Genomic DNA, 24,073 nt, shown 5'->3' with positions numbered 1-24,073 from the left:
GACTAGGATATACGTCTCCTGCTACATAGGGTAATGCTTGAACTGCGCAACCTATCGAAACGGTACTCACAAATTCCTGCGGTGGAGAATGTTAGCTTCATTGCCAGAGCAGGTGAAGTCACTGGCTACCTCGGACCGAACGGCTCAGGAAAATCGACCACCATGAAGATGATTACGGGCCTAATCGGAGCAAGCTCAGGAGATATCTTTTTTGACGGGAGACGAATCGATGACGATCTAATCGGTTACCGGAAACGTCTCGGTTACGTCCCGGAAGAACCATATCTGTACACGCATCTGAGCGGATTGGAGTACTTGGTGATGGTGGCTCAACTGCATCATCTTCCTGGGAAAAGAGCGCAAGAGCGGATTGGGGGCCTTTTACAAGCCTTTGAGCTTTATAACGATCGCGAAGTTCTCATCTCAAGCTATTCGAAGGGAATGAGACAGAAGGTATTGTTGGCAGCAGCGCTCTTGCATAACCCAGACCTAGTCATCCTTGACGAGCCATTCTCCGGGCTTGACGTCGGGTCGGCTCTCATCCTACGAAGCCTTATTGAGGAACTCGGCTCTCGTGGGAAGGTGGTGCTGTTCAGCTCACACGAACTTGATACGGTGGAGCGTCTCTGCTCTCATGTCGTCATTCTGCATCGCGGACGCATCGTAGCTGACGATTCAGTGAAACAACTGAGAATCTTGATGTCCGCGCCGAGTCTGGAAAGTATCTTCGCACAACTTGCAGTCGAGCAGGATTCGGCTTCTATCTCACGACAAATCGCGGACTTGATCTATGCGTAAGGTCTGGCAAAGTGACGCGCACTTTCGTGTACTGTACCGGATCTTCTTGCGGCGCGTCGTCGATCTCGATCTCCTATCCACAGACGCTGATACCAGCAAAATTCTTGGACAGGTCGCTGCTCTCTTCGCCGGTGCCAGCTTTCTGTTCACGGCTCCACTGGTCCTCTTTGGCGGGGGGCTTCCACCCAGCTCGTTATGGACTATGGAACATCTTCTAATAGCTACGTCGATGCTCGTGGTAGGCCTGCTATCCATACTGGCTTGGGAATCGATCTTTCCTGAGCGCCTCGATCTCCTCATCATGGGCCCTCAACCAGTTCAAGTACGAACGGTGTTCCTGGCGAAGCTTGCAGCATTGATTGGAGCGTTGGCCCTGTCGATGCTCGCTCTCAACTGCTTTACTGGTTTAATCTGGCCGCTTCTTTTTTCGCCTCACTCCTCTGGACTTGCAGGTAATCTGCGCTCGCTCGCCGCATATTGGGGAGTGATCCTCGCGGCTGGCCTCTTCACTGTCTTCACTGTGATTGGATTCCAAGGCGTGCTCTCGCAGTTCCTTCCACGTCAACTGTTCCTTCGTTCCGCGGTGTGGTTCCAGGCATGTGCTTTTTCTCTTCTGCTCGCCGTCTACATCTTGGAGCCATCACTCGAAGCCCCGGAAGCGCTCACAGCACCTGAAAACCAGAGGCTGCTTGGAATGCTCCCTTCGTACTGGTTCTTCGGTCTATTCCAGCAGTTGAACGGCTCGGTGGAACAAGGCTCGATTCCCCTTGCTAGACATGCTTGGCGCGCTCTTGCAGTCGCCGCCTCCACAGCGGTCCTTTCCATTTCTCTGGGGTACTTACGGTCAATCAGGAGAATTGTGGAACAGCCTGACATCATTCCACGCAAGGGCGGGATATGGCAGGTCTTTCAGTTGGGTACGGGATCTGCGGCTGCGGTCCTTCTGTTCAGTGCCATGACCCTACTTCGTAGTCGAAAACATCGTGTGTTGTTAGCTTTTTACTGGGGTGCGGGAGCCGCGATTGTCTACGCTATAGCGAACACTCAGAGTTCAGCCCTAAACGCCGCAGGTCTTAGACCGTCGAGAATTCCTACGGAGACGTACCTTATGGCAAGCCTGCTCCTCATCGGCCTTGCGGTGGGCGCTCTACGGACTCTTCTTGTTCTACCGATCACGGCGAAAGCTGAATGGATCTTTCGCATAACTGAATTTGAGGGAGTCAGAATCTATCGTGGCGCTACACGTCGCTTCTTGGAGGCGTTCGCGATGAGTCCTATCTGGTGCTTTCTGACCGCCTTCGCTCTGTGGCGCTGGCCAAGCTGGACGACCATCATCTACGCGGTTGATCTCGGCCTCATAGGAAGTTTACTCATCCACCTATGCAGTTTCCGGCTCCGTAAGATTCCTTTCGCTTGTTCTTATCTTCCTGGTCAGGGCAATGTTCACATGGTCTTCTGGTGTGGAACACTCCTGCTGCTACCCATAACAGAGTTCGTTGCGAAGTGCTTCTACCGAAGTCTACAAACACCAGCGCGGTGCCTGCTTAGTACAGCTCTGTTGGGGGGTGCCCTTGCGGGCCTCAAATGGAAGCTGGAGGGAGAGTCCTCAGATGAGATGGGATTACTCTTCGAGGAAGCTCCCACAGAGGATCTGCAATCTTTGGGCCTCTGACGCTCGCAGAATGCGCTGCTTCGTATTCAAGACCTGCTTTGAATGCAGCGGCGCCCATTGAAGCTGCAGGAAAATAACCCCATGAGATTCGGTTGCGTCACGTGTAGATATCGTGAGTAAAACGAACTAAGACCGGCCACCTGCTAGAATCCGTGAGCAACTATTTTAGTCAAAGGCGCACGATGTCCTTCTCCCTTGCTGTATCTCCTGAAGAGTTCATGCCTGCCGTTGGTCTCCCTGCCGAACTGCCACTAATAGCTGAAGACGAACTGGTTTCCATTTTGCAGCAGGGAGCGGAATCAGAACTCGACGGACTCGTCGCGTGCCTCCTGCAGGGAGGAATTACTTGTCAACTCAAGCGCCTTACGGTCTATAAGGCAAATCAGCCTCATCACCGCGTCTACGTAAACGACATCGCTGCTGAATTGCAGAAATTTGGTGCTAACACCATTGCGTCTGCGTTTCGGTCTGGCAAAGGCGTCGCGTATAGGGAAATAGTTCAGGATGTAGCCGATCGGCTTGGCATTAGCAGAGAAGGCACAACTATGGACATAGAAAAGTGCATCCTTCAAAAGCTTGCTGAAAAATTCTGGGAGGGTGCAACCGCCGAGCAGAGACTTGCGCTTCTGAACCAGGTCGGTGTCAGAGACTATTCTCTCGTCGCCCGTCCCGCGCTTCCAGCCGCGGTCATCTCTGCGGTACATCTCTCTGGTTTCGCCGCCTATCAGTTCACAGTCATCGTCGCGAATGCTATCGCGCATGCCGTTCTCGGACGTGGCCTCTCACTTGCAGCCAATGCAGGTTTGACCAAGGGTGTTTCCATCTTTGCGGGGCCGCCGGGCTGGTGCCTCGTGGCTTTTCTGACTGCTCATTCAATTGCGAGCGAAGCCTATCGTGTAACGATCCCCGCTGTCGTACAGGTGGCATTGATACGGAGCGCAATTGAGGCACGGCGCGAGCAAGACGCCGAGCGCACGCGCCGTAAGCTACCAGTAAACCCTAAGCTGCTGGCCGTCGCTCTAGTCCTCCTTTGTGCAGCGGTTATAGCTGCAATCATGCTCCTTGTCCGATAGGCGCGGGAGTATAGGCGCCCTGCTGATCGTGCTCCCGGGTACGCTATCAGTCGATCCAGATCGTCGCCAACAGACCTTAGCAGGCGACCAAGCTATTCGCAGCAACTTCAACAGCGAGCATTCTAGGGATGCTTTGCATCACCGAGAGGACTGTGACATGGGCTATCAGCTAAACGCCAACATCAAATCACGAGCGATGTCAGCGTGTAAACCTTTCGCTCCGTAGGCTTGCGGTCACGATCAACGACGTATGGGCGCGGTTATTGACTGAATTAGCGGTAATAACCTCTAGATGTTAAGGGCTTAAATCACAAGTCCGCTTACCCCAATGGTTGTAGCGACTTGCGGCTGCTTCACCATCCACTGTACGTTACACTCTCAGGAGTCTCAGTAGAGCATCAGGAGCCCAAATGTATTGCACTAATTGCAACACCGAATCCGGTCCAACACTTTTCTGCCATGTCTGCGACCGCTACCTTCCGACCCCTTTAACCGGTTTGAAAGCAGGGCTTGTTCGGCGTGTTGTTGCCGTAATTGTTGATCAGGTTTTGGCGCTTACCATTTTGATTCTGTCCATCCGATGGCTGATATCGACCACAGGTGCCGTCTCCGGTCCGCAGCTTGTGATTGTTCTTGTTTCTTGCTTTGCTCTTGTTGCATATTCGATTGCGTTCTGCAGTTCTCTTTCACAGGGAGCGACCCCGGGAAAGTGGATCTTAGGAATCAGAGCGATCGATAAGCGAAACGGAGAAGCTCCCGGATTAGGTCGTATGCTAGTCCGCGAGATAATCGGAAAGTTTGTTAGCGGACTCTTCTTTGGTCTGGGATTCTTCTGGGCAATCTGGGATAGAGATAGCCAGGCTTGGCATGACAAACTGGCTGGCACAGTTGTCGTTCGGAGGGACACTGTGTCGTCAACAGACCAGCAGTCCACAATGTGGCCCGCAGCTGCGTGCATAGCATTTCTAGCCGTATTTGTTCTTCAAGTGGTGAGTATTGTTGACCCGGCTTGGTCCGAGACAACCAAGAAACAGGGTTACCCGCAGATAGCCGAGCCAAACCAGTCTGAATTTCGGTCGCCTAACTTAGCGGCCCAACCCAGCGCAAACACCATCTCTGACAATGCGGACTCAACAACCCCGGCAGTCGAGCCTGTGGCGCCGTCAGCAAATTCGACTGACGATCCGCAAGAAATGCTATTGGAATCTCAGATAAAAGAAGTTTTGACACGCTTCGCATCGGCGACCGAAGCGAATGACCCGTCTGCCGCCGCAAGTTTCTATGGGGAGTCAGTGGACAGATATTTCTTGTCGCGAAACATCACCAAATCAGACGTGCTGCAGGACAAAGAAGCTTCTTGGACAAAAGGCCTTAGGTTTAATTCTTATCGGATTGAGCAGGTGAACTTCGACGAAGTGTCTTCTAGTTCCGCAAGAGTCTCACTTGTGAAGTCATATGAATTCACGGATCCGGATAAGGCACCTGTCACAAAAAGAATTCACTCTCGACTTTGGTTGCAGAATACTGATGCTGGCTGGAAGATCGTAGGCGAGCAAGACCTATTGAAATGAGTTGCGGCTGTTCCGACTCCTCAAGCGCGTCCGCTGCCCGGCTACGTTTCTGCTCCAGAACGAAGACGATAGTTCGGACAACGTAAAAGACTCGCTGGTTTATTACATTGCACTGAAGAACGCTGGGGTCCCAGTCGAGATGCATTTGTATGCGCAGGGTGGAGGTGATCGACTGTCGCTCGACAACCTACAGTCGCTGTGCCGTGCATGTCACCTCATCAAGACTGCTGAAGATCATCGAAAGTAACTGATGATCCATTGAACAAATCGCGATAGGTAAGACTCGTTTTCACCTTGCTGAGGTTCAACTATCAGTGTCGTTCTGCTTGCTTGAGTGTCCGCTAACGGCGACAGCGTTACGCCTCGCTTATACTTAGGTGCGTTTATACGCCTCGGTCTGCGCCGGTGAACCGGCTCACTTAGTTGATAAACGTAGATGTACACCTTGGGCAGATTTATATTGTCATTGTCGATCCAATGTACCTCTGCACTGAACTGTGCACCACGTTCCATCAGCTTACATAGCATCCTCGCGCCGACAGAGTCGAGGTATCCCAAGTCATCCGCCTGGTCATCTTCGCGATAGATCAGAACAGCGTTGCGGTCCGCCGGGTTGTTCGGGTACGCCACAAGCACCAGTGACGTACCGATCGAAAGCTTGCGTGCCAACGCGACACGATCGTTACCTAGATGGTTGACGTGTGTTAGACCAACTAGTTGCCGATGGTAGCGGTGAATGCACTGGTTAAGTTTTCCGTTCGTGTCAGTCCATTGGCAGGCATTCGTAAAAGCATACCGTGACCGAAGGGGTATGGGTATAACATTTGTTTTCATGGACATAACCCGAGACCACACACCGGTTTCATTTTTATGTGCGCGTTTTGAAATTCGTTTTTTCTAATGGTCTTACGCTAGAGTCCGCGCTCGACATCCTTGAGATCGTCGGGCATATCTTGGTCGATTTGTTGGCGCTGATCCATCCCCTTCTTAACTTTCTGTCGGAGGTGGTACTTGCAATAGTTACTGGTTGGCTCAGGTAAATTATCGCAACCGGCGACAATACACATGGGATGATCCTCCTTCCCGAATTACTACCGGAGAATAGTCCTGATCATCACAAAGAGCAAGAAAGCCACTGTGGTCATTCCGAGAGCGAGAAGGGCTTGCGCGATCTTAAGACGGGCTGCCTTGCCTTTATTGAGACGCCCTCGGGTACGAAGGATTTCGCTCCAGACCTCTAGCCGGTCTCTGTAGTAGTTCTGTTGAACACTTTCACTGATCAGGTCGTCCGGAAGTTGTAAGACGTCTTCGTTTAGCTCGTTGAGGGTTTCAAGGGCAAGCCTCCCTCCTGGCTCGACAAGGATGCCAAGCGCGAGTACCAGCGCATCGTTGCCGAACTTGCGAATCGACATGCTCCGTGCCACCGATGTCAGTGTGCTCTCCAGCTACGCCGTCGCGTACAGCAGATGGATCGCCACCGAGACAGCGGTCTTATTCTTACCTCCGCGTTTCGGAGTTTCATTGTTTTGCATTGCAGGTTGCTAAAACGCGGACCTAGTCTGATCTCTAATGGCTGACGGCAACCGTCTTGTCAGGCTTGCCATCGTCGAGATCTAAGGCACTCACCAACTCCCAAAAATAACCCTTGTCCTTCGGGACTTGATAGCTCGAAGTGGCCTGCACAGTATGGATATAGTCAGGAACAACAAATGTTACAAATATGGCTTGGTCCGCTTCCCCGGGATCAAGTTCCAAATCCTGAGAGAAGTCGTCGTAAGATCTTCACCTGGCACCCGATTTATTTGAGTCAGTGACAGAGTGCCCCCGGTCAGAAAGACCTTCACCTTTCCGATATTCGTTGCACGTACGTCAACGGCGGTCAGCCAATAACCGGGCTGTCCCGCGACTGCACGTTTGGTTATTGTCTGTTCCAGTTTGACTTGAGGCTTCAAAGTTGCGTTCATCCGCCACACCGATGAGGCTGAACTCGTCAATCGCCGCGTGTTATCTCCAAAGGTCAGGACGCTTTGTCACCAACACGCGATGCGCGACGAGCTCACCGATCTGTTCCTCTGTCGCGCCAGGGGTCAACCCAAACATGATGAAGTTCTTCTTCGCCAGCAACGGCAAAAGCTCTGGTAGGTCATCAACAATCAGGACGGAGCGGGCGACCGTCGTCTGGGGTGGCGAATCACTGAGGTGTTGTCGGCTTTCAGCAGTATCCATGACGACGTCCATCCTACAACGAGCAACGAAAACAAGACTTCCAGACTTCTTTTACAGATGCGATCATTTGAAAATGACGAAGAAGTCTCCTCCTGTCCCGTGAAGGCGGAGGGATGTAAACGACAGGTGTGCCGTTCATCCCCTCAGTCTGTGATCCGGCAACACGGCTGTTCGCGATCATCGGCGTCAGATGCTAGGCGATCTTGGACGCTCTACCAACGTCTTCGCATGTCATTCCGATCGAAGGCGGTGATCGCATGACGACTCCCGAAGAGTTCATCTCTTACATCCGTGTCAAGACCGACGGGCTTGATGTTGCCGCCATGTCCGTCCGACATGAAGCTCTAGTGATGGTCCTTTATCTGGTAAGTCCGCCCACACACCGGCCAGAGTGCCTCGACGCGTGCGTCGCTGCCGGTCTCCTCATCTCACATATGGATACGTGGTATGCAGACATAAATCGAGTCGTCAAGGGAGTCGTAGATGGTCAGAGCTAGAAAATCATGGCTAACACAATCCCTGTTGCTTTCTAAGAGCAGTTACCACTACTGACTCCACGGGACCCCGTGCGTTACGGCTCGATCCTAAAGTCCCAGGCCTCGCTCTATTGCCGAGACCAACTCACCTCTCTCCAAGTCTCCACAGGAATCCAAAAGTTCCTCAGCCACCGATTCCACTGCGGACCAGACGAGTGGCTGGTTCATCATCGTCACCGCCCGTGCCTCCAACAGATTCAGACGTGCAGCAAATACATCTGGTTTGTTCTCAAAGCCCTGGTTATACATAAGTTGATCGATCACCCTGTAGACAATTTCGTAGTCGTCAAGCCCCGACGTCCTTCTCAGCTCCGCCATCGGCACATCTGCGATCTTGCTCTCGGCTGCTATCCCGGCAATGACGGTCACTGCATAATCCTGAGCTCGCTCACGTGCTACTGGTGTCATAAGCAATCCAGGCCTACTGCTAAAGAACGCTGTAGTGCGACGGTCATGCTCGGCGAGCGGTCCGGTAATCCGCTTCGGCTTGAAACGGTATATGTAGTAGGCGACGGCATGACCTGCTTCATGGTAGCGGGTGAGTTCTGATTCACGCAAAAAGTCTGCGAAACCTTCTGCCGTGGGTGGCCAGCCAGGTTCTGTGACATCGGACACGCACGTCTTTGGCTTGCGCGGCGTATAAGTTCTGTTTTCTTTGAGCGGGGACTGAGTATGAGTCAGGTTATCGTCGGAAAGTTTGGTCCGAATATCGGTGCAGCAGTCTGCCATATTTATTCCTCTGAAGGTAGATACTCCAAAGGAGTGCAGCTCCGGCAAATTCACCTAAAGTTTTCGGCTATGCGCGGGTGTCATGGCTTCATTGATCTCCATTTCTCGTTGGCTGGCTTCTTTTTACGCCGGTGGTCATTTTCGTACCGGGGATGATCTCGGATTCGTCCTGGATGACCGAGTCGCACACAAGACAATACCCCACAGACTTGCCTTCATGGGAGAGCACTTGGCGATCACCGCTTCGAGCTTCTTCGGTGCTCGTATTTCAACCCAGTCGTCACCCATCGACTTTTCTTCCTCTGCTCTAGTGAGCACATTTCTTCGGACTAGCAATACGGCGCGGCATCGCAATATAGGTTCAGCGACCTTAGGATTTCGCGAGCGACAGCGGTGCTTGATTCAACGATCTCCAAAACATATTCCAGACCTCTATGAAGTCGAAGACGACGCGGTCGCTTTCAAGGTAGAGCCCCTCCACGTGTGGTCGAATATCCACGACTTACTCTCTGAGGAATGTTGGGCACCATATATGACACTCTCCGGCGGCGAGGACAAACCAGGGAACATTGGCAGTCCGAAATACGCATCAGATTCCGATGTGGAGTGGCAGAGGGCGACGCTCGTCGAGACGTCGTTTATGGAGCAACTTAATCCGAGGATGAGGCCTGGCTGAGTGACACGGCCTTGTGGGATGCGATTTTCTAGTCTCGCTGGGAACGCGAAACACGCTTCACTGTGAACTTGGCCCTGTCTAGGCGATCCGCCAATGGAGCACCCCAACCCAGGAGTCTATGGTTCCCGTGCACCAGTCGCGTGATACACGGCACTGGCGACGGCAGCGCCCTATGCGGAAACCTCAATGGGAGTTCGCTCATATTGACACGGTTTTCGACGATTCGAAGGTACCGTCGGTTACAAACTGGCATCATCTGCAGGCTGTTCGATCTCAAACAACGGGAAAACTTTTTCTTGCGATAATTTCTCTTCCCTACTTCACATGAGTATCTACCTTTGTGGCGCAAAATACCCCGATAGATAAACGGGATGCGCCCCAAGGAGCATCACCGTGGATCCGAAGAACCAACCCGCATACCCTCTACTCGAAGGCCTGCTTTGTATTAAGGGACTCACGCTGCAGCCTACCTACACAAACGCGGACGTAGCGTCGCTGTTCGGCATGACCGTTCGTACGATTCAAAGTCGAACCGCCAATGGAAGTCTGCCAAGCCGAAAGTTGATCGGCAGGGCACGGTTTTTACCCATTGATCTGGAGACCTTTCTTGTGGAGAGCAAGAAGTCCGAGGACGTTTAGCTTCGCAGTTGTTCTCACAGCGTCGGTATATCTCGTGGTCTCGCGTGGCCTGCGCAAAGCTTCCGAGTTCTTCAGCAAGCGTCGCCTTGCTTCGTCTTTTATATGCCGTAAGTGCTTGTATTTTGAAGGGTTATAGTAGGTAAGAACGCATATATGAATGAAGAATTGATCGTATCTGGCATCCAAATTGCTTATAGCCTTGCAAAGGTCTCCACCACCGTTGCTCTAGTCACTCTCCAAGATCTTCTTCTTGTGATCAGAAAACAGGATCGATCCGATAAGGCGATGCTCTGCTCAACGATCGGCAAGTTCGTCGAGTTCCAGGGTCAGGCGGCGGAAAACATCTCCATCGATCTCCTCGAAAAACAGATAGAGCCATTCCTTCAGCACCTCCGGGCCGGGAAGTATAAGCCTAATTCCATAAAGTCCTATAGGAACTTCGTCAACATTCTATTGAAATCGGCACGGGCGTCTGGATGGATAGCGCTCCCATTTGAAGTGCCCGCGGCATGGCGGCCCTTTTGGGATCTCGCTGCGGAGAGTACGACGAACAGAGAGATTATCCGTTTTGCGGTCGAGCTAGGCAGAAAGCCGAAGGACTTCAGTGAAGATGACCTGACCACTTGGCGCTTGAATCGAGTTAAGACCGGTTATGCCTTCTCTGGCACGAGCCCCGCTTGTTGTCTCTTTCGCGTCGCCGTGGCGGAAGCTGGACTGACAAAATCATTTCCTCTGATCAGGTTCAGGAAGGCTCCTTATGGCGTGTCCCTAGCCAAGATGGACCCTCAACTCAGTAATGAGATCAAAGAACTCGCAGCCTGGAAAACGCGCGGTTTTGAACCCGATCGTCCTGCCAACGCGAGGATCCGACCAGTAAGTGCCAAGAATCTTACCGACCATCTTTGCCGGATTGTTGGTTACGTCCAGAATGAATTAGCGCATCCGCCGATAACGTCATTAAGAGAGTTGGTCACCCCTACCCTAATCAAAGGTTATGCTTCGTGGGCCATCAACGACCGTGAGATTCAAGGAGATTCTTTGGCTGCCGGACTCACTGCACTACGAGCTGCAATAGAGCAAAACCCACGGTATAAAGACGTGAATCTCGAATGGCTGGGGCATTTGGCCAGACAAGCACCGATCGAGCCGCAAGCCGCGGTCGATGGACGCAAAGCGAAGAAGTTTATTAGCTTCGATGAAGCTGAAAAAATTCCCAGCAGTATTCTCGCGGACAGAATACGGCAGAGACACAAAATTGGTTCGCCCGCATATGCGAATAGCGTGCGAGATGAACTTCTTATGACCTGGCTCGTTCTTTTGCCGTGGCGGCAGAAAAACATCAGACAATGCAGGATCTTCGGCGACAACCCAAACTTAGCCAAGGAACCAATCGGGCCATTTTCCCAAATGAAGAAATCAAACTGGATCGTTGAACAAGAGAAACACCAGCCCAAAAGCTTGTACTGGCAGTTTCATTTCAGCAAGGAGGAAACAAAGACAGGGAACCCTGTTCATGCGTTCGTGCCATTCGATCTCATCGCTATCCTTGAGGAGTATTTATCCAAACACAGGGCGGTTCTTATCGGCGACAAGGAAGACCCGGGAACACTTTTTGTCGGTGAACGAGGAGGGACTTACGAGGAAGGAACGTTGACTACACACGTAACGGACCTCGTCGCCCTACATGCCGGAAGGGCCACAACCCCTCACCTCTTCCGTGATATCGTCGCCGACAATTGGCTCGAGCATCATCCTGAGGATTATCTAACCGTATCGAAGATCCTTTGGCACCGAAACATCGACACAACACTTAGGAGGTACGCCAGTCGATTTGATGAGTCGGCGGGAGTCGCTCGCATGGACGATTGGCGTGCAGGGCGTCGCAGGGCCGTGGCCTAGATGTTTTGAGATGTCAATTTTAAATGAATTCTAGTCTTGTAATTTTTGCCATTTTTTCGAATATCAGGCCAGACTTGCGCTGTCATGCCGATCTGAGCAATGGTGGTTCAGAAGCGTCATCTGGCCAAGGCTGCGTCAGACTGATTCTCTGCCCTCGGATTCACCACGAATACAGGCTGGCAACATGGTCTAAACCCTCTCAACCTGGTGCCAGTAGATTTGTGTCGCATGGCGCATATGTGAACTCAGCCAGGTTGCAGATGGCTTGACGACGAATTTGGTGTTGTACTCCCGTTGTAGCGGACCTCGGTTGTCCAAGGTCTGCCGGAGATGTGATCACCCCCTCACCACGGAATTAGGAAGTCGTGATATCCCAATTACCTAAAAAAGCTGCGATCGCGAACGAACGTGAACCAAAGGTCGTCTGCCGTGGGTAGCTCCCTTCGTCGACCTCCGTACCCGAGTAAGCGTGACAAGGTGCTCCGGCAGTTACACACCGCCGTTAAAAGGCTGTGACGCAGACATGGTGGCTGCTGTCTCATGGCACAGCCGCCAAAGTCAGAGACCCTTGGCAATCTCTGAGATTTTGTCCCACGTGCTCTTGCCGTCCTCGTCCTCGAAGGTGTCGGGATTACGGAAGACCGTATGCTCGGTCCGCAGCATGTACCCGTCCAGCAGTAGGGCCGAGGCTTCGTTCATGGCGGCACGGGCTTCCGCAACGGCGCTTTCGATCTGCGTGATCGGAGCCTCGATCAGCACAGCGTCATGTACCGGGCAACACACGTCGACGCCGTGATCCATCATCTGCATGACGGCCAACCTGAGCATCTCCGCCCCGGTCGCCTGGGCTGTGAAGTTGAGCAACGTGTTCGGCTTCACCCTCGTCCCTCTATGCAGTGCCCATCCGAGCTTTGTTTCCAGCCGGGAACGGATTGAGTACGTGTCTATTTGCTGCTCGCGCCAGTGACAGTAGCGCGAGTACACGCGCCTGTAATCCCTGAAGACCTGGTCGGCCAGTGGCGTACTCACACCGGTCTTACGCGCGAATCCGGGAACTTTTTGACCGTAGCCGATCGCAAGAGTCGCCTGTTTGTACATCTTCCGCTCGGAGGGGTGGCTGTTCTTCGTCGCCCCAGGTGGCGCTGCACCGGCGAGGATGGCGAACTGGATGTAGGGATCACCGGCTTGGTATGAACGAAGCATGTTCGGGTCACCACTCAGGACTGCACCGATGCCATATTCCTGACAGGACCAATCGATGTAGGCGAGAGCCCACCCCTCAGGCGGTTTCATCAGGAAGCGCGTCCACTTGGCAAGTGCGAAGATGTAGGCACCTCGGTCGCCGCCGCTGGGAGTATTCCTTGATGTAATCGCCCCGAACGGCCCGAGCATGACCCGGTTTCGCCCGTCAGGATCGCAGGCGATGTTTAGGCGCGGCATCGTGATGGTCCTGAACATCTGATACACGTTCCCGATATCCGGATCGATTGCCCACATTGACTCCCACGTGTCTTTGTCCGTGCTCCGGACGCCAGATTTTGCCGTCCGAGGCCATACACCGTTGAGTCCGCGCTGACCGAGAAACTGTTCGAACTTCTCAGGATTAAAGTGGTGGCCGTCGAAGATGTCGTATCGAGACGCGTTCTCTCCTGCGAGGCGCTGCCGAACAGTGGTCCAGTTGTTCTGCAAGTGCCGCAGAGTCACAACGTCGAGAGGAGCGAATCGGAACTTTGAATTGGACTGCATGTAACGTCCTCGTAGAAGCGCCGATTGAAGCTGGCGGGGGATCATGGGCACAAGTAACCCTCCAGTACGCCGAGCAGCCTGACGGCACCGGCCACGTCCGACCAGCAGTATCCGAGAAGAGCGCTCCGTTCCTCAGAGCTGTACATGTCGTTCCGCCGATCAGCTAAAGCAAGTTCCTGCATCTCGTCCTTCTCGTGGTGATCTAAATGGGGGAGGTTGAAATACATGAGCGCGTCAACGAGACCGCGACCTTGGTCGCGGCGGCGTTTGCCCGCTGTAACCGCCGAGAACTCGACGCAGGTGTCGAGAACGTTGAAGGGCCTCGGCCATCCCAGAGAGTCGTGTGTCACCAGTTCTGCTGACGCGTAATGCGCGACGATGAGAGATTGATCATCCACCGGATAAGGGCAGACGGTGGAACCATCGACCCACACACGATGCTCCCGGCCACCCCCCAGTTCGATGGCACACACGCACCGAACTTCGTGTGTACCATCTCCCTGACTGCGGTACTCGCTATCGACGACTACTACTTCCCCGAAGTAATCGAGTAGGCGTGACAGCTTGTTCACCGGAGCCACATCCGCTTCACGATCGGATGATCTTCGGAGTCAATGATTCGACCGTCGCCGAAGGCCAACACCAGCAGTTCGGTGAAGGTCTTGTCCCCCTGCCAGACCGGCTCTTCATTGCAATGCTGTGCAACGCGCTTCTTATAGGTAGAGCTGGCGTGATCCGGCACAATCCGGCACCATGACTTCATCGCGTCGAGGGCGATCTGTCGCGCCGAACGGCTATAACCATCCTTGCCCGTGGCTGAGATCGGCCACAGGAATGATGACCCCTCGCGCGTCACGCCAAAGAACAGAGTGTAACGTTTGACGTTATCAACCGATGAGATCATCTGGGGGGCCACCGCGTAAAGCTCGTCGCCGAACGTACCCTTGATCTTCAAGAGGCTCACGTCGCCATGCAAAGTCGGATGTATGCGGAAATAATCGACCAGACTGGGGCGGCCAACGGGGAGGGAGATGATCTCGTCGCGCGTCTCTTCAAGATCTACGGCTCCGGTGTGAATCAGAGATGCAGCTAGATCCATGAGACCACTCCGAGTAGGTACAGAGGTTTGGGTTACACCGAGATCCGGAGCGTCCGGACCCGACTTCTTTTGCTTCTCAACAGAACCCATCGTGAGTTCCTTTCCGGGGGTCGACGCACAGGTGACGACCAAATCTTGCGCAAACCGCCGCCATCTTATGGGTCTAGGTCGAGCCCTGCAGCCCGACCTAACAATCTTGTCCCCCAAAGGGAAATACCGTTTTTAGTGGTCCGGCACATTATTCCGAGAATTTTTTCTGCTGCAGTCCACTGCGATTTGTCGTTGACACATAACAACCGACCATCGGACCTCAGAGCGAATAACATCTACACCAACATAGGGGGTAGGTACGGAGATAGGGGGGCAGGTAGGTGGGTGGGTGGATACTAACAATTTAAATACAGATTAATACAGAGAGAGAATTTAGAGATGCCCGGAGTCCCGTGTTGTGACTTCGTTGGACAACTAAAGACGATGTGAAAAGTGCTCTACCACCGCAAGCCAACCAAGGTTATGAGCGCTGATTCAAATCTCCTTTTTGCCGAATGGGCGGTTATTTCCATGACCGAGCATGTACGAGTGTCCATTCAAACGGACCGTTGCCTCAAAACCCTTCTCACGTTTATATGAACCTTCCCGGTCAACGCTGCAATCTGGATGAGTGATGGCGTCGGCGACTTCAAACCTCGATACAGAAACTGATGTTCCTGACACGCTGTACCAATACCAAAGATCATGCAAACGAAAGTGTGCCTTATATCCTGTTTGCCCTGTCTTGTGCGCCACGTAGTAATCTTCGCTTTCTAAGCGAGCAGCAGGATGACGGAGTATTTTAGCGAAATCGTTGACTGTCACAACCCCTCGCGATCAGTTTGTCTTCGCAAGTTCAGTAATTACGGATTGGAATGCCTCCAGGGCTGCAACAAGGTTTTCGACTATCTCGGCGGCGATCACATCTGGCGGGGGCAGGCTGTCCACGTCGTTGAGGCTGTCGTCCTTGAGCCAGAAGATATCCAGGTTGATCTTGTCGCGCTTCAACAGGTCATCGGCCTCGAATCGTTTGAAACGTTCTTTGGGTTTGCGTTTGCTGCGGTCAGCCGACGAGTAACGTTCCACGAAGTCGTCGAGGTCTGAGGGCTTCAGGGTGTTCTTGCGCAGGGTGAAGTGCATGTTCGTGCGGAAGTCGTATATCCAGAGAGCCTTCGTGTTAGGCTTTCCGTCGGCGCGGGGCGGGTGTTTGTCGAAGAAGAGAACATTGGCCCTCACGCCGGGCTTGTAGAAGATGCCGGTGGGCAGGCGCATCAAGGTATGGAAGTCGAACTGCGTCAGAAGACGTTTGCGGATGCCCTCGCCTGCGCTACCTGCCTCGAAGAGCACGTTGTCCGGCAGCACGACCGCGGCGCGGCCGTCGCTCTCCATGATCGTCATGATGTGCTGGAGGAAGTTGAGCTGTTTGTTTGAGGTGGTGAACTTGAAGTCCTCACGCTCGTAGTCCTCCCGCTCGGTATCAACTTCGCCGTCCTCGCCAATGACCTTGTAGCTCGACTTCTTGCCGAAGGGCGGATTGGTCAGGATTACGTCGTAGCGGTCGCCGGGGTCCGTGGCCAAGGCGTCGCCAGAACGGATGGGGCTTTCGCCGTTGCCGATACCGTGCAGATAAAGGTTCATGCCGCACAGGCGCACGACCTCGTCCACGATGTCCACGCCGCTCAGGGATTCTTCGCGCAGCTTCCGCTGTTTGGTGCGGTCGTGGGACTGGTCCTTCATGTGGTCGTAGGCGGCGAGCAGGAATCCGCCGGTGCCACAAGCCGGGTCGTGGACGGTCTCGCCGATCCGCGGGTTGATGACCTTGACCGCAGCCTCGATCAGGGGACGCGGTGTGAAGTACTGGCCTGCGCCGGATTTGACCTCGGCGGCGTTCTTTTCGAGCAGACCCTCGTAGATGGCACCCTTCACATCGACGCCAATGCCAATCCAGGTTTCACCGTCGATGAGCGAGACGATGCGCTTCAGCTTCGCCGGGTCGGTGAGCTTGTTCTGCGCCTTACGGAATATGGTGCCGATCAGGCCCTTCTCTTTGGCGAGGTTTTCGAGGGTGCGGCGGTACTGGAGCTCCAAGTCGTCTCCGGCGAGTGGTGCCAGCTTGTCCCAACGCCACTTGGCAGGAATTATGGATGACTCGCCGAGCAAGTCGCTGCGCTCTTGGTCCATCTTGAGGAAAAGGAGGAAGGTAATCTGCTCAACGTAATCGCCGTAGCTGATGCCCTGGTCGCGCAAGACGTGGGCGTAGTTCCAGACTTTGGCGACGAGGCTGGAGGAGTCGGTAGTGCTCATGCAATGACTTTCTTTCTGCGAGTGGTGTTCGGTCTGGCTTTCGACTTCTGACCGTTGTGCCCGCTTGCGATGCGTTCGAGCAGGATGGAAGCAGGCTCGTCGGTTGGGTTTTGTCTAACCAGTTGGCCTGAGAAGGCAGATCTGAGAAGAGTCTGACGTAGGACATCAGGTTTGATCGAGCCAACCTCAGAAGTCAGATGAGCGAGCCTCTCCGTCTCAACGTCAACCGCGTCGCAGATTCTCCTCTGCTCTTCCAAGCAAGGTAACGCCACCGTGACCTGCTTCAGGTCTTCAAGGCTCAAACCCGGTTTACCCGCCCCGTAGGCAGCATCGAGTAGTTGATGCCTGCCGTTCGCAGCCGAGACGATCCAATGGAAGAGAAAGCCTGATGACTGAGCAAGTGCAGGTCTTACGAGTGCAACATGCTGACTGACGTATGCCTCTGGCAATTCTTGCTTTACCAAGGCACTCTTCGTCACATTCGCGCCAGTGATTGTTACAAGTAAGTCGTGGACCGTGACACGGGTTCGCAGACCCTCGGTCACATTTTCAAGATTCACAAAAGCGATATCGTCAAGGTTAAGAGCGTCATGTTTCAGGTTCTGAGCCCTGATAAACATCGCACCGGATTCTGAATAGTGCTCTTTCCAGCCTCGTGATCCGCTAGTTATCAGAATAGTAAGTTGATCCAATGATGCCCAAACCCAGCCCGCGGGTAGTTCCGGGAGGTCGGTTGTGTCGGGTGGGATTGGTTCCTTGTATTTGGTCTTCCAGTTGTTGTTGGTGGGCTTCTGGCCCTTGGCCTTCATCTTTTCCAGTTCGGACGTTTCCCAGGCTTCGCGGCGGGCTTTGAGGATGCGGGCGAACAGGGCTTCGCCAGACTCCAGTTTGCCCTTGTGCTTCTCGCGCCATTCGCGTGTGAGTTCGCCGGTAACGGCATCCTTGAGCATGGACTGACGATACCGCTTCATCAGCTTCTGCACCTTCTGTAACGCCCGCATGCCCTCTTCAATCTCGCTGAAGAGTTCTTCGATCTTGGATACGATGCGCTCTCGCTCCGGTAATGGTGCTATCGGGAATTTGCATTTTTTCAGATAGGAATAATGACGGGAATAGCCTTTGTTCGGAAATTGAAGTGAAAGACAAGCGTAATAGGCATATCTGGCCTCGGCGAGTATCGGACGCAGAACTTTGATTCCATCGGCACCGGCGGCGAAAGGGAAGTCGATACGTTTAAACGTGCGAGTATGATCCCCAAAGACAATAACACCATCACCAGGATCAATAGCCAAACTGAGATCGTTGGTATAACCGCCAATGAACGTCTGCCCTTGATCCACGATTGGAAGAGTTCCAACTGGAAGGTATGCCTTTGCAGGTACCTTACTTTTGTTCACTGAAATCGGTTCGAAAGCATCTTCAAAGTCCACATTGACCCAGGAAAATGGAACCTCCGCCACCCGGGGCTCCCAATTGTTTTCCTCTGAATCCAAGGTTTCGGTCACGCTGCCAACGCCTCACTCAACTCATCCAACATTCCATTCAAGTCCGCCCCGAAAAGATTCCGGGCAGCAACGATGCCGCCCCATTCGCTGAAAGGTTGATCCCGCATCATGTCGGCGGCTTTGATCTCGACGTTTGCGGCAAGGTAATCCTTAATAGCTTTGAGCCAGTTCATCTGATCCTCACTAAAGGTGCGCCCCGCTTTGAGCTGGCGGCCTATCCATAGATTGAAGCGTTGCTCGACGCGGGCTGAATAAGGCTCAAGAATCTCAGACTGGCCGGTGGAGAAGCGCACTAAGGAGATGATATCCGTTAGCACCTTGTCGCTGGGTGCGCCGCGCACGAGCGACGCCTCAAGTCGGTTATATGCCTGCCAGACGTCAGCCGTCGTGAGGTGGTAGGGCGGGTCCGTGAGTCGGGTGGCAAGTTCCCGAATGCTGTCATAGGTGAGCTGACGCTTCGGATAGGGTTGGCTATAGAGAATCTGTAGCGCGAGCAATTCGTTCTTGTGCTGCTCGATGAAGTCGTTGAAGCTGGTGGTGCGCTTCTCAGCCTGCTGGAGGTCGTATCCGGCGGAGGTGACCTGGTCGACCGTGCCCTCGTCGATAACGATATCGGCCTTCTTCTTGATGGCCTTCATAAGGTTTCGCAGACTGGCATCATCCAGTGGTTTACAAGCGAGGTCCTTCAGGTCCTCTTCGACCGCCTGAAGCTGAGCCTCGCTCGGTTCGTGGCCTGCGCCATGACGCTTTTCGACCTCGGTGCGAATGACGTCGGGACTGATGGACTCTAGCAGCGTTTGGGCGAGCTTCTTGAGGGTCTCGCCGTGCGCGGCCTCGGCAATGCGTTGGCGGTCCTCGTCCTCAATCTCGCGGTCCATCGCGGCGAGCCGTCCGGCGAGGCTGGAGATGGAGTCGAAGTCGCGGCGGCCTTGGGCGATCTGGTCGATGAGCTGATCGAACGAGATGGTACGCTTGCGTTCCAGAGGCTGGGAGACTGTCTTCTTGCTCTCGGTGACGCCGACGGCGTCGATGAGCACGAAGCGGGTTTTGGTCTGGGCGTCGGGAGTGACTTGGCGAAGGTCTGCGTCTTTGACGGTGCGGACGCCGCGACCTTTCATCTGCTCGAAGTAGCCCTCAGATTTGACGTTGCGCATGAAGATGAGGCACTCGACTGGCTTGATGTCGGTGCCGGTGGCGATCATGTCAACCGTCACCGCGATGCGAGGGAAGGGATCGACGCGGAAGGCTGCGATCAACTCCTTTGGTTTCTCCGTGGTCTGGTAGGTGATCTTCTTGGCGAAGTCGTTGCCCTGGCTGAAGACTTCTCGGACGGCGTGGACGATCTCTTCGGCGTGGTTATCGTCTTTGGCAAAGATTAGCGTCTTGGGGACCCATTGACCGGTGCGGCCTGGGAAGAGGTCGGTAAACAGTTTGTCTTTGTAGCACTGGAGCACGGCACGAATCTGGTTGGGGACGGTGACATCATTGTCGAGCTGCCGGTGCGTGTAAGTCATATTGCTGTCGAGCTGCTTGTAGCGGATGGCTCGTGTGCGGCGGTCGCGGACAGGGACATGGTAGCTGGCATCGACCACACCACCCTGCTCACCGACTTGAGTGCGAATACGGTAGACCTCGAATCCGACATTGACGCCATCGACGACGGATTGCTCGTAGGGGTACTCGGCGACGAGGTTCTGATTGAAGAAGCCAAGGGTATGCATGGACGGCGTAGCGGTGAGGCCGATGAGATGCGCGTCGAAGTATTCCAGCACTTGCCGCCAGAGACCGTAGATGGAGCGGTGGCACTCGTCGGTGACAATGAAATCGAAGTGCTCGATGGGGATGTCGGGATTGTAGGTGACGGGGCGCAGCTCGCCGTCCTCGTTGGTCCAGGTCTCGAAGGCGGATGCCTCCTCGTTGGACTCGTCGAGTTCCTCGCCGCGGAGCATGGCGTAGAGCCGCTGGATGGTGGTGATGACGACCTTGGCGTCTGGGTCGATGTGGTTCGAGTGAAGGTGCTGGACGATGTAGGTCTGGGTGAACTTGCGACCGGAGCCGGGCGGGTCGTAGTTCTGGTACTCCTTCAGGGTCTGATCGCCGAGGTTGTTGCGGTCGACCAGAAAGAGGATGCGGCGGGCCTTCGCGTACTTGAGGAGCCGCCAACTGAAGGTGCAGGCTGTGAAAGTCTTGCCAGCGCCGGTCGCCATCTGGATAAGGGCTCGCGGATGGTCCTCGGCCAGGGAAGCCTCCAGACCATGAACGGCATCGACTTGGCAATCGCGGAGGCCGCTTGGGTCAAGAGGAGGCATCTTCTGAAGTCGAGCACGCAAGGTTTCTTCTTCCTTGAGCCACGCATGAAGGGTTTGAGGCTTGTGAAAAGCAAACAAACGGCGCGAGCGGGCCTTTGGGTCGCGGGTATCGCGAAAGAAGGTCTCTTCGCCGGTTGACTCGTAGTGAAAGATCAACCCATCGGACCAGCGGGCGAGATGCTCAGGCAGCTTCGTCATGTACTTGGCCGACTGCTCAGCGACGCCACTCAGGGTCAACCCTGCTCTCTTGGCCTCGATGACCCCTGCTGCCCTGCCACCTATGAAGAGGAGATAGTCGCATGGGCCGTTAGGAAGTTGGAACTCTCGCACAGCGACGCCTTCGGCGGCATTGCGATTGAAGTCAGTATTGTTCTGAAGGTTCCATCCAGCCGCAGCGAGGAGTAAGTCGATATTCTGTCTCGCGCGTTGTTCAGGGGTAGATTGCAAGGTGGCAGCTCTGGACGCAACGTTCTAACCGTATTGGAATCAGCTACTTTAAGCAATTGAAAATTCTCGGTTTTGAATAAGGGCTCGTAAGACTAAACGGACGATTGGTAGAGGCATTATGCCCAATATCACTCGGGGCTAGTCAATGATTCAAACAAGTGAGCAATAACTTTTACTACCGCTGGATCTTTGCAAAACGAGCCGTGATGAAGTCCGCTTTTGCAGACGTGATTATCCCGCACTATCGATGATTATCCCCTTTCGATACTCTGGGATGGCCGTCACAGTCAGGAACATATTTCGCTTCATTGTGTGAAATTAATTCACTTGTTGAAATTTTTCTACACCAATGTCGCGATTCGTGTATATTCGAACCCATGATCATCGAACTGGAACCGTGGACTAAGTATCCCGACCTAACCGAGGAGTATCTCTCAACTATCGCCACCCTGCTCCGCGATGTTCGTGCCGAGTGCGTGAGGCTGCACGAGCCGGAAAAGGGTGATGGAGACTGGTCGCTTGGTACCAGAGTCTATCAGCGCAACTACTTCGAGATTCGCGAACTCTCGGTGACTGTGGACTGGCTAAAGATGAACACAGAACTTAAGGCACTCCAGTTTAGTTTTAGTATTGGTCGGGTGCCACTGCGGATTTATAAAGGTGATCCCGAAGAACCGCCCAGCCGCTACCTGACTCTTACTCCCGGCGAGGAACGTGCCATTCAGTTGTCATTTGAGTTCGAGGGAATTCCGGCGCTAGATACTGTTTTGAGACTGGCCGTCGAAGTTGATTCGACTCGGCATGCAGCGTCAGTTAGCCTTGTCGAAATTGATGAGTTCAAAGAAGTCGTTGGAGTCTATAGGATTCCGTTCGAGTCTCAACTCAAGACGAACATAACTCCGATGAAGGCACCGCCAGTCAGCATGCCGCCTGTCGTTGCTGTCCCCTTGAAGAAAGAAACCGCCGAAGAAAAGAAGAATAAGGAAACGCCGATCAATGCCGTTGCAAAATGAGGTTTTTTGGGGAGAACGGTTACAACTTGCAAGGGATTTTCGGGGACTTACCCAGAAGCAGCTTGGAGAAGAAGTCGCCGCGTCGAGCGCGATGATTGCACGCTGCGAAACTGGTATCAAGAGAGACCCGGCTCCCGATTTGGTAGAAGCATGCGCCGAAGTTTTAGGGTTTGAAGAAGATTTTTTTTATAGAGAACTAGACGACGTTTTTCTAGAGCGTGAATGCAGTTTCCGTCACCGCAGATCAACACCCGAAAAGACCAAGACACAGATACGGGCGCACGCGACGCTGCTTGGAATGGTCATCCAACAACTGCGGGGGTATTTTGCATTTCCGGAAGTTGACCTACCAAGGATTCCCGCAACCACATTCGAAGACGTTGAACTAGCTGCTGAGAATGCGCGAAATCATTGGCGTTTAGGGCTCGATGGCCCCATTTGGCAGATGGGGAGAGTCTTGGAACACGCAGGCGTAATCATCGTTCGGCATTTTGTTCAATCGTCTAAAGTCGATGCGTTTTCCCGGCAAGGCAAGACCACGGTAATCTTCTTGAACGAAGCGATACAAAGTCCTTCGAGATGGAATTTTGACATCGGGCACGAGTGTGGCCACTTAATCATGCATGCTGGCATTCACACTGGTGATGTCCAGACTGAGGAGCAAGCGGATAGATTTGCGAGCGCGTTTCTAATGCCGAGAAGAGCATTCAGCCGAGAATTTCTAGCGGCACCGTTTTCATGGAAACACATTTTCGACCTCAAGCGTCGTTGGCATACGAGTGCGTCCGCTATCGTCCGTAGAGCATACGACCTTGGACTCATTGGTGCAGCACAGTATCGCAGGGCGTTTCAATATATGTCGTTCAAGGGGTGGACAAAGGGGGAACCCGCCGAGCCAGTTTTTCAAGAACCAGAGCTTTTACAGACCGCGTTTAATGCTCTCGGAAACGGAGTAGACCTGACTGTAGATCAGTTGCGTTCTAAACTGCATTTCACCCATAAAACATTCAAAGATGTCACGGGAGTTCAAATAGCAACTTCGTCTCCCAAAATGGCAGAAGTAATTTCTATGAGAATTGCTTAGGTGTGATTAAGAGTATAAGACGGAGGGTGACTAGCAGGAGCGGGGAACCCACCATCGCGGTCGTGTTAAACTCTGAGCAATCGTGAGGACGTGATTAATGACTGCCAGCATCTGATGCCGATATCAACGGACTGGGCAACCAGCAGATATCAGCCAAATTTTGATGTCAACGTCACCGCTCAGTTGCATCCGACTGTAGGTCGCATGTGAAACGAAGGTGCGATGACGATGAGGGGAGAGCATGGACCACTTTCATCGCATGAAGTGCGTCCCCATTTTGGACTTGAATGTTCGCCTTATTTTCGCCTACACTATATTTCTTCCAGCGGAGCCTCCCCGATATCCCGCCCGCTGAACAGCAGGCCTCTTGCCCAGCAAACCAAGGCGCACCGCCATGCGGCTCGCTCTCTACCTAAAGGCTATGGGAAGAGAACCGCTACCCTTCGAACATACCGACTTTGTGACCTATCAGAAGGACCTGGAGAAGCAAGCGGCACAACTCAAACTCCAGATTGGGTCGAAGAAAGCCAAGAAGGCCAAGAGAGCCGTCGCGCTTCTCCTAAATAGAACTTCCCTCGCACACGCTGCGGGGGGACTGGTGCCACTTTACCCGCTTGCACCGGAGCGCACAGCTCCCAATAATCGCCTTCGACGCCAGTGCCGCAGTAAGTTCGTCCACACCAACTTCCTCTCAGCTCTCCACCATCTCCAGCAACT

At 53.6% G+C, this 24,073-nt stretch carries 21 protein-coding genes; 10 read left to right on the top strand and 11 right to left on the bottom strand.

The features are described 5' to 3' along the window. Positions 1 to 33: 33 nt before the first annotated feature. The 5 genes from RBB82_RS17065 to RBB82_RS17045 all read left to right on the top strand — a co-directional run bounded on the left by RBB82_RS17065 (position 34) and on the right by RBB82_RS17045 (position 5,361). Positions 34 to 798: an ABC transporter ATP-binding protein gene (locus tag RBB82_RS17065; RefSeq protein WP_433971952.1), complete on the top strand. Its 765-nt coding sequence runs from the start codon at positions 34 to 36 to the stop codon at positions 796 to 798. Continuing rightward, positions 791 to 2,470 carry a hypothetical protein gene (locus tag RBB82_RS17060; RefSeq protein ID WP_433971951.1) on the top strand — a complete coding sequence of 560 codons (1,680 nt, stop codon included), beginning with the start codon at positions 791 to 793 and terminating at the stop codon, positions 2,468 to 2,470. Before RBB82_RS17065 ends, RBB82_RS17060 begins: the two co-directional genes overlap by 8 nt. A 182-nt stretch (positions 2,471 to 2,652) precedes the next feature. Then, the gene (locus RBB82_RS17055; RefSeq protein WP_433971950.1) at positions 2,653 to 3,543 is read left to right on the top strand and encodes a YaaW family protein; all 891 of its coding nucleotides are present in this window, start codon (positions 2,653 to 2,655) and stop codon (positions 3,541 to 3,543) included. Between the two features lie 410 nt (positions 3,544 to 3,953). Continuing rightward, a complete protein-coding gene (locus RBB82_RS17050; RefSeq protein ID WP_433971949.1) occupies positions 3,954 to 5,114 on the top strand; it encodes an RDD family protein in 1,161 nt (386 codons plus the stop codon). A gap of 1 nt (position 5,115) precedes the next feature. After that, entirely contained in the window at positions 5,116 to 5,361 is a 246-nt protein-coding gene (locus tag RBB82_RS17045; RefSeq protein ID WP_433971948.1) for an HNH endonuclease, read from the top strand. Here RBB82_RS17045 and RBB82_RS17040 read toward each other — a convergent pair. The 3 genes from RBB82_RS17040 to RBB82_RS17030 all read right to left on the bottom strand — a co-directional run bounded on the left by RBB82_RS17040 (position 5,349) and on the right by RBB82_RS17030 (position 7,340). Continuing rightward, a complete protein-coding gene (locus RBB82_RS17040; RefSeq protein WP_433971947.1) occupies positions 5,349 to 5,948 on the bottom strand; it encodes an HIRAN domain-containing protein in 600 nt (199 codons plus the stop codon). The two genes, RBB82_RS17045 and RBB82_RS17040, sit on opposite strands and share 13 nt — an antisense overlap. Before the next feature lie 257 nt (positions 5,949 to 6,205). Beyond that, complete coding sequence (locus RBB82_RS17035; protein ID WP_433971946.1) at positions 6,206 to 6,526, bottom strand: hypothetical protein; 321 nt, start codon at positions 6,524 to 6,526, stop codon at positions 6,206 to 6,208. A 592-nt stretch (positions 6,527 to 7,118) separates the two neighbouring features. Further along, positions 7,119 to 7,340 (bottom strand): hypothetical protein, encoded by a 222-nt coding sequence (locus RBB82_RS17030; RefSeq protein WP_433971945.1) that lies wholly within the window; start codon positions 7,338 to 7,340, stop codon positions 7,119 to 7,121. 257 nt (positions 7,341 to 7,597) lie between these two features. Between RBB82_RS17030 and RBB82_RS17025 the strand changes: the two genes are divergently transcribed. Then, entirely contained in the window at positions 7,598 to 7,837 is a 240-nt protein-coding gene (locus RBB82_RS17025) for a hypothetical protein (protein ID WP_433971944.1), read from the top strand. Positions 7,838 to 7,924: 87 nt separating this feature from the next. Here the strand turns inward: RBB82_RS17025 and RBB82_RS17020 are convergent, their stop codons facing one another. Beyond that, a complete protein-coding gene (locus RBB82_RS17020) occupies positions 7,925 to 8,605 on the bottom strand; it encodes a hypothetical protein (protein ID WP_433971943.1) in 681 nt (226 codons plus the stop codon). Positions 8,606 to 9,674: 1,069 nt separating this feature from the next. On the opposite strand from RBB82_RS17020, the gene RBB82_RS17015 reads away from it, so the two are divergent. Beyond that, positions 9,675 to 9,920 carry a helix-turn-helix domain-containing protein gene (locus tag RBB82_RS17015; protein ID WP_433971942.1) on the top strand — a complete coding sequence of 82 codons (246 nt, stop codon included), beginning with the start codon at positions 9,675 to 9,677 and terminating at the stop codon, positions 9,918 to 9,920. Positions 9,921 to 10,073: 153 nt separating this feature from the next. After that, positions 10,074 to 11,819, top strand: coding sequence for a hypothetical protein (locus RBB82_RS17010; protein ID WP_433971941.1), 1,746 nt, complete (start codon positions 10,074 to 10,076; stop codon positions 11,817 to 11,819). A gap of 558 nt (positions 11,820 to 12,377) precedes the next feature. On the opposite strand, the gene RBB82_RS17005 is transcribed toward RBB82_RS17010, so the two are convergent. The 7 genes from RBB82_RS17005 to RBB82_RS16975 all read right to left on the bottom strand — a co-directional run bounded on the left by RBB82_RS17005 (position 12,378) and on the right by RBB82_RS16975 (position 21,259). Next, complete coding sequence (locus RBB82_RS17005) at positions 12,378 to 13,565, bottom strand: DNA polymerase (protein WP_433971940.1); 1,188 nt, start codon at positions 13,563 to 13,565, stop codon at positions 12,378 to 12,380. A gap of 41 nt (positions 13,566 to 13,606) precedes the next feature. Further along, positions 13,607 to 14,137, bottom strand: coding sequence for a hypothetical protein (locus RBB82_RS17000; protein ID WP_433971939.1), 531 nt, complete (start codon positions 14,135 to 14,137; stop codon positions 13,607 to 13,609). After that, positions 14,134 to 14,754, bottom strand: a complete 621-nt coding sequence (locus tag RBB82_RS16995) for a hypothetical protein (RefSeq protein WP_433971938.1) — start codon at positions 14,752 to 14,754, stop codon at positions 14,134 to 14,136. The genes RBB82_RS17000 and RBB82_RS16995 overlap by 4 nt, the downstream gene beginning before the upstream one ends. A 435-nt stretch (positions 14,755 to 15,189) precedes the next feature. Further along, positions 15,190 to 15,519, bottom strand: coding sequence for a hypothetical protein (locus RBB82_RS16990; RefSeq protein ID WP_433971937.1), 330 nt, complete (start codon positions 15,517 to 15,519; stop codon positions 15,190 to 15,192). A 12-nt stretch (positions 15,520 to 15,531) separates the two neighbouring features. After that, on the bottom strand, positions 15,532 to 16,998 hold the full coding sequence (locus tag RBB82_RS16985; RefSeq protein ID WP_433971936.1) for an N-6 DNA methylase: 1,467 nt from the start codon (positions 16,996 to 16,998) through the stop codon (positions 15,532 to 15,534). Continuing rightward, positions 16,995 to 18,503, bottom strand: coding sequence for a restriction endonuclease subunit S (locus RBB82_RS16980; protein ID WP_433971935.1), 1,509 nt, complete (start codon positions 18,501 to 18,503; stop codon positions 16,995 to 16,997). The genes RBB82_RS16985 and RBB82_RS16980 overlap by 4 nt, the downstream gene beginning before the upstream one ends. After that, positions 18,500 to 21,259, bottom strand: coding sequence for a type I restriction-modification enzyme R subunit C-terminal domain-containing protein (locus RBB82_RS16975; protein WP_433971934.1), 2,760 nt, complete (start codon positions 21,257 to 21,259; stop codon positions 18,500 to 18,502). Before RBB82_RS16975 ends, RBB82_RS16980 begins: the two co-directional genes overlap by 4 nt. 377 nt (positions 21,260 to 21,636) lie before the next feature. Between RBB82_RS16975 and RBB82_RS16970 the strand changes: the two genes are divergently transcribed. Together RBB82_RS16970 and RBB82_RS16965 are read left to right on the top strand one after the other, a co-directional pair. Further along, positions 21,637 to 22,272 (top strand): hypothetical protein, encoded by a 636-nt coding sequence (locus RBB82_RS16970; protein ID WP_433971933.1) that lies wholly within the window; start codon positions 21,637 to 21,639, stop codon positions 22,270 to 22,272. Beyond that, positions 22,256 to 23,356 (top strand): helix-turn-helix domain-containing protein, encoded by a 1,101-nt coding sequence (locus tag RBB82_RS16965; RefSeq protein WP_433971932.1) that lies wholly within the window; start codon positions 22,256 to 22,258, stop codon positions 23,354 to 23,356. The genes RBB82_RS16970 and RBB82_RS16965 overlap by 17 nt, the downstream gene beginning before the upstream one ends. The last annotated feature ends 717 nt before the right edge of the window (positions 23,357 to 24,073 follow it).

This window comes from Tunturiibacter lichenicola (assembly GCF_051013355.1).
GTDB classification, from domain to species: domain Bacteria; phylum Acidobacteriota; class Terriglobia; order Terriglobales; family Acidobacteriaceae; genus Edaphobacter; species Edaphobacter lichenicola_F.
The sequence above is the reverse complement of the archived record's forward strand: the minus strand, read 5'-3'. Positions and strand labels throughout refer to the sequence as shown.

Bases quoted from the DNA above. Each gene is read 5' to 3' on its own strand.
- RBB82_RS17065 (WP_433971952.1), top strand. From the start codon at position 34: ATGCTTGAACTGCGCAACCTATCGAAACGGTACTCACAAATTCCTGCG.
- RBB82_RS17060 (WP_433971951.1), top strand. From the start codon at position 791: ATGCGTAAGGTCTGGCAAAGTGACGCGCACTTTCGTGTACTGTACCGG.
- RBB82_RS17055 (WP_433971950.1), top strand. From the start codon at position 2,653: ATGTCCTTCTCCCTTGCTGTATCTCCTGAAGAGTTCATGCCTGCCGTT.
- RBB82_RS17050 (WP_433971949.1), top strand. From the start codon at position 3,954: ATGTATTGCACTAATTGCAACACCGAATCCGGTCCAACACTTTTCTGC.
- RBB82_RS17040 (WP_433971947.1), bottom strand. From the start codon at position 5,948: ATGAAAACAAATGTTATACCCATACCCCTTCGGTCACGGTATGCTTTT.
- RBB82_RS17035 (WP_433971946.1), bottom strand. From the start codon at position 6,526: ATGTCGATTCGCAAGTTCGGCAACGATGCGCTGGTACTCGCGCTTGGC.
- RBB82_RS17030 (WP_433971945.1), bottom strand. From the start codon at position 7,340: ATGGATACTGCTGAAAGCCGACAACACCTCAGTGATTCGCCACCCCAG.
- RBB82_RS17025 (WP_433971944.1), top strand. From the start codon at position 7,598: ATGACGACTCCCGAAGAGTTCATCTCTTACATCCGTGTCAAGACCGAC.
- RBB82_RS17020 (WP_433971943.1), bottom strand. From the start codon at position 8,605: ATGGCAGACTGCTGCACCGATATTCGGACCAAACTTTCCGACGATAAC.
- RBB82_RS17010 (WP_433971941.1), top strand. From the start codon at position 10,074: ATGAATGAAGAATTGATCGTATCTGGCATCCAAATTGCTTATAGCCTT.
- RBB82_RS17005 (WP_433971940.1), bottom strand. From the start codon at position 13,565: ATGCAGTCCAATTCAAAGTTCCGATTCGCTCCTCTCGACGTTGTGACT.
- RBB82_RS16995 (WP_433971938.1), bottom strand. From the start codon at position 14,754: ATGGGTTCTGTTGAGAAGCAAAAGAAGTCGGGTCCGGACGCTCCGGAT.
- RBB82_RS16985 (WP_433971936.1), bottom strand. From the start codon at position 16,998: ATGAGCACTACCGACTCCTCCAGCCTCGTCGCCAAAGTCTGGAACTAC.
- RBB82_RS16970 (WP_433971933.1), top strand. From the start codon at position 21,637: ATGATCATCGAACTGGAACCGTGGACTAAGTATCCCGACCTAACCGAG.
- RBB82_RS16965 (WP_433971932.1), top strand. From the start codon at position 22,256: ATGCCGTTGCAAAATGAGGTTTTTTGGGGAGAACGGTTACAACTTGCA.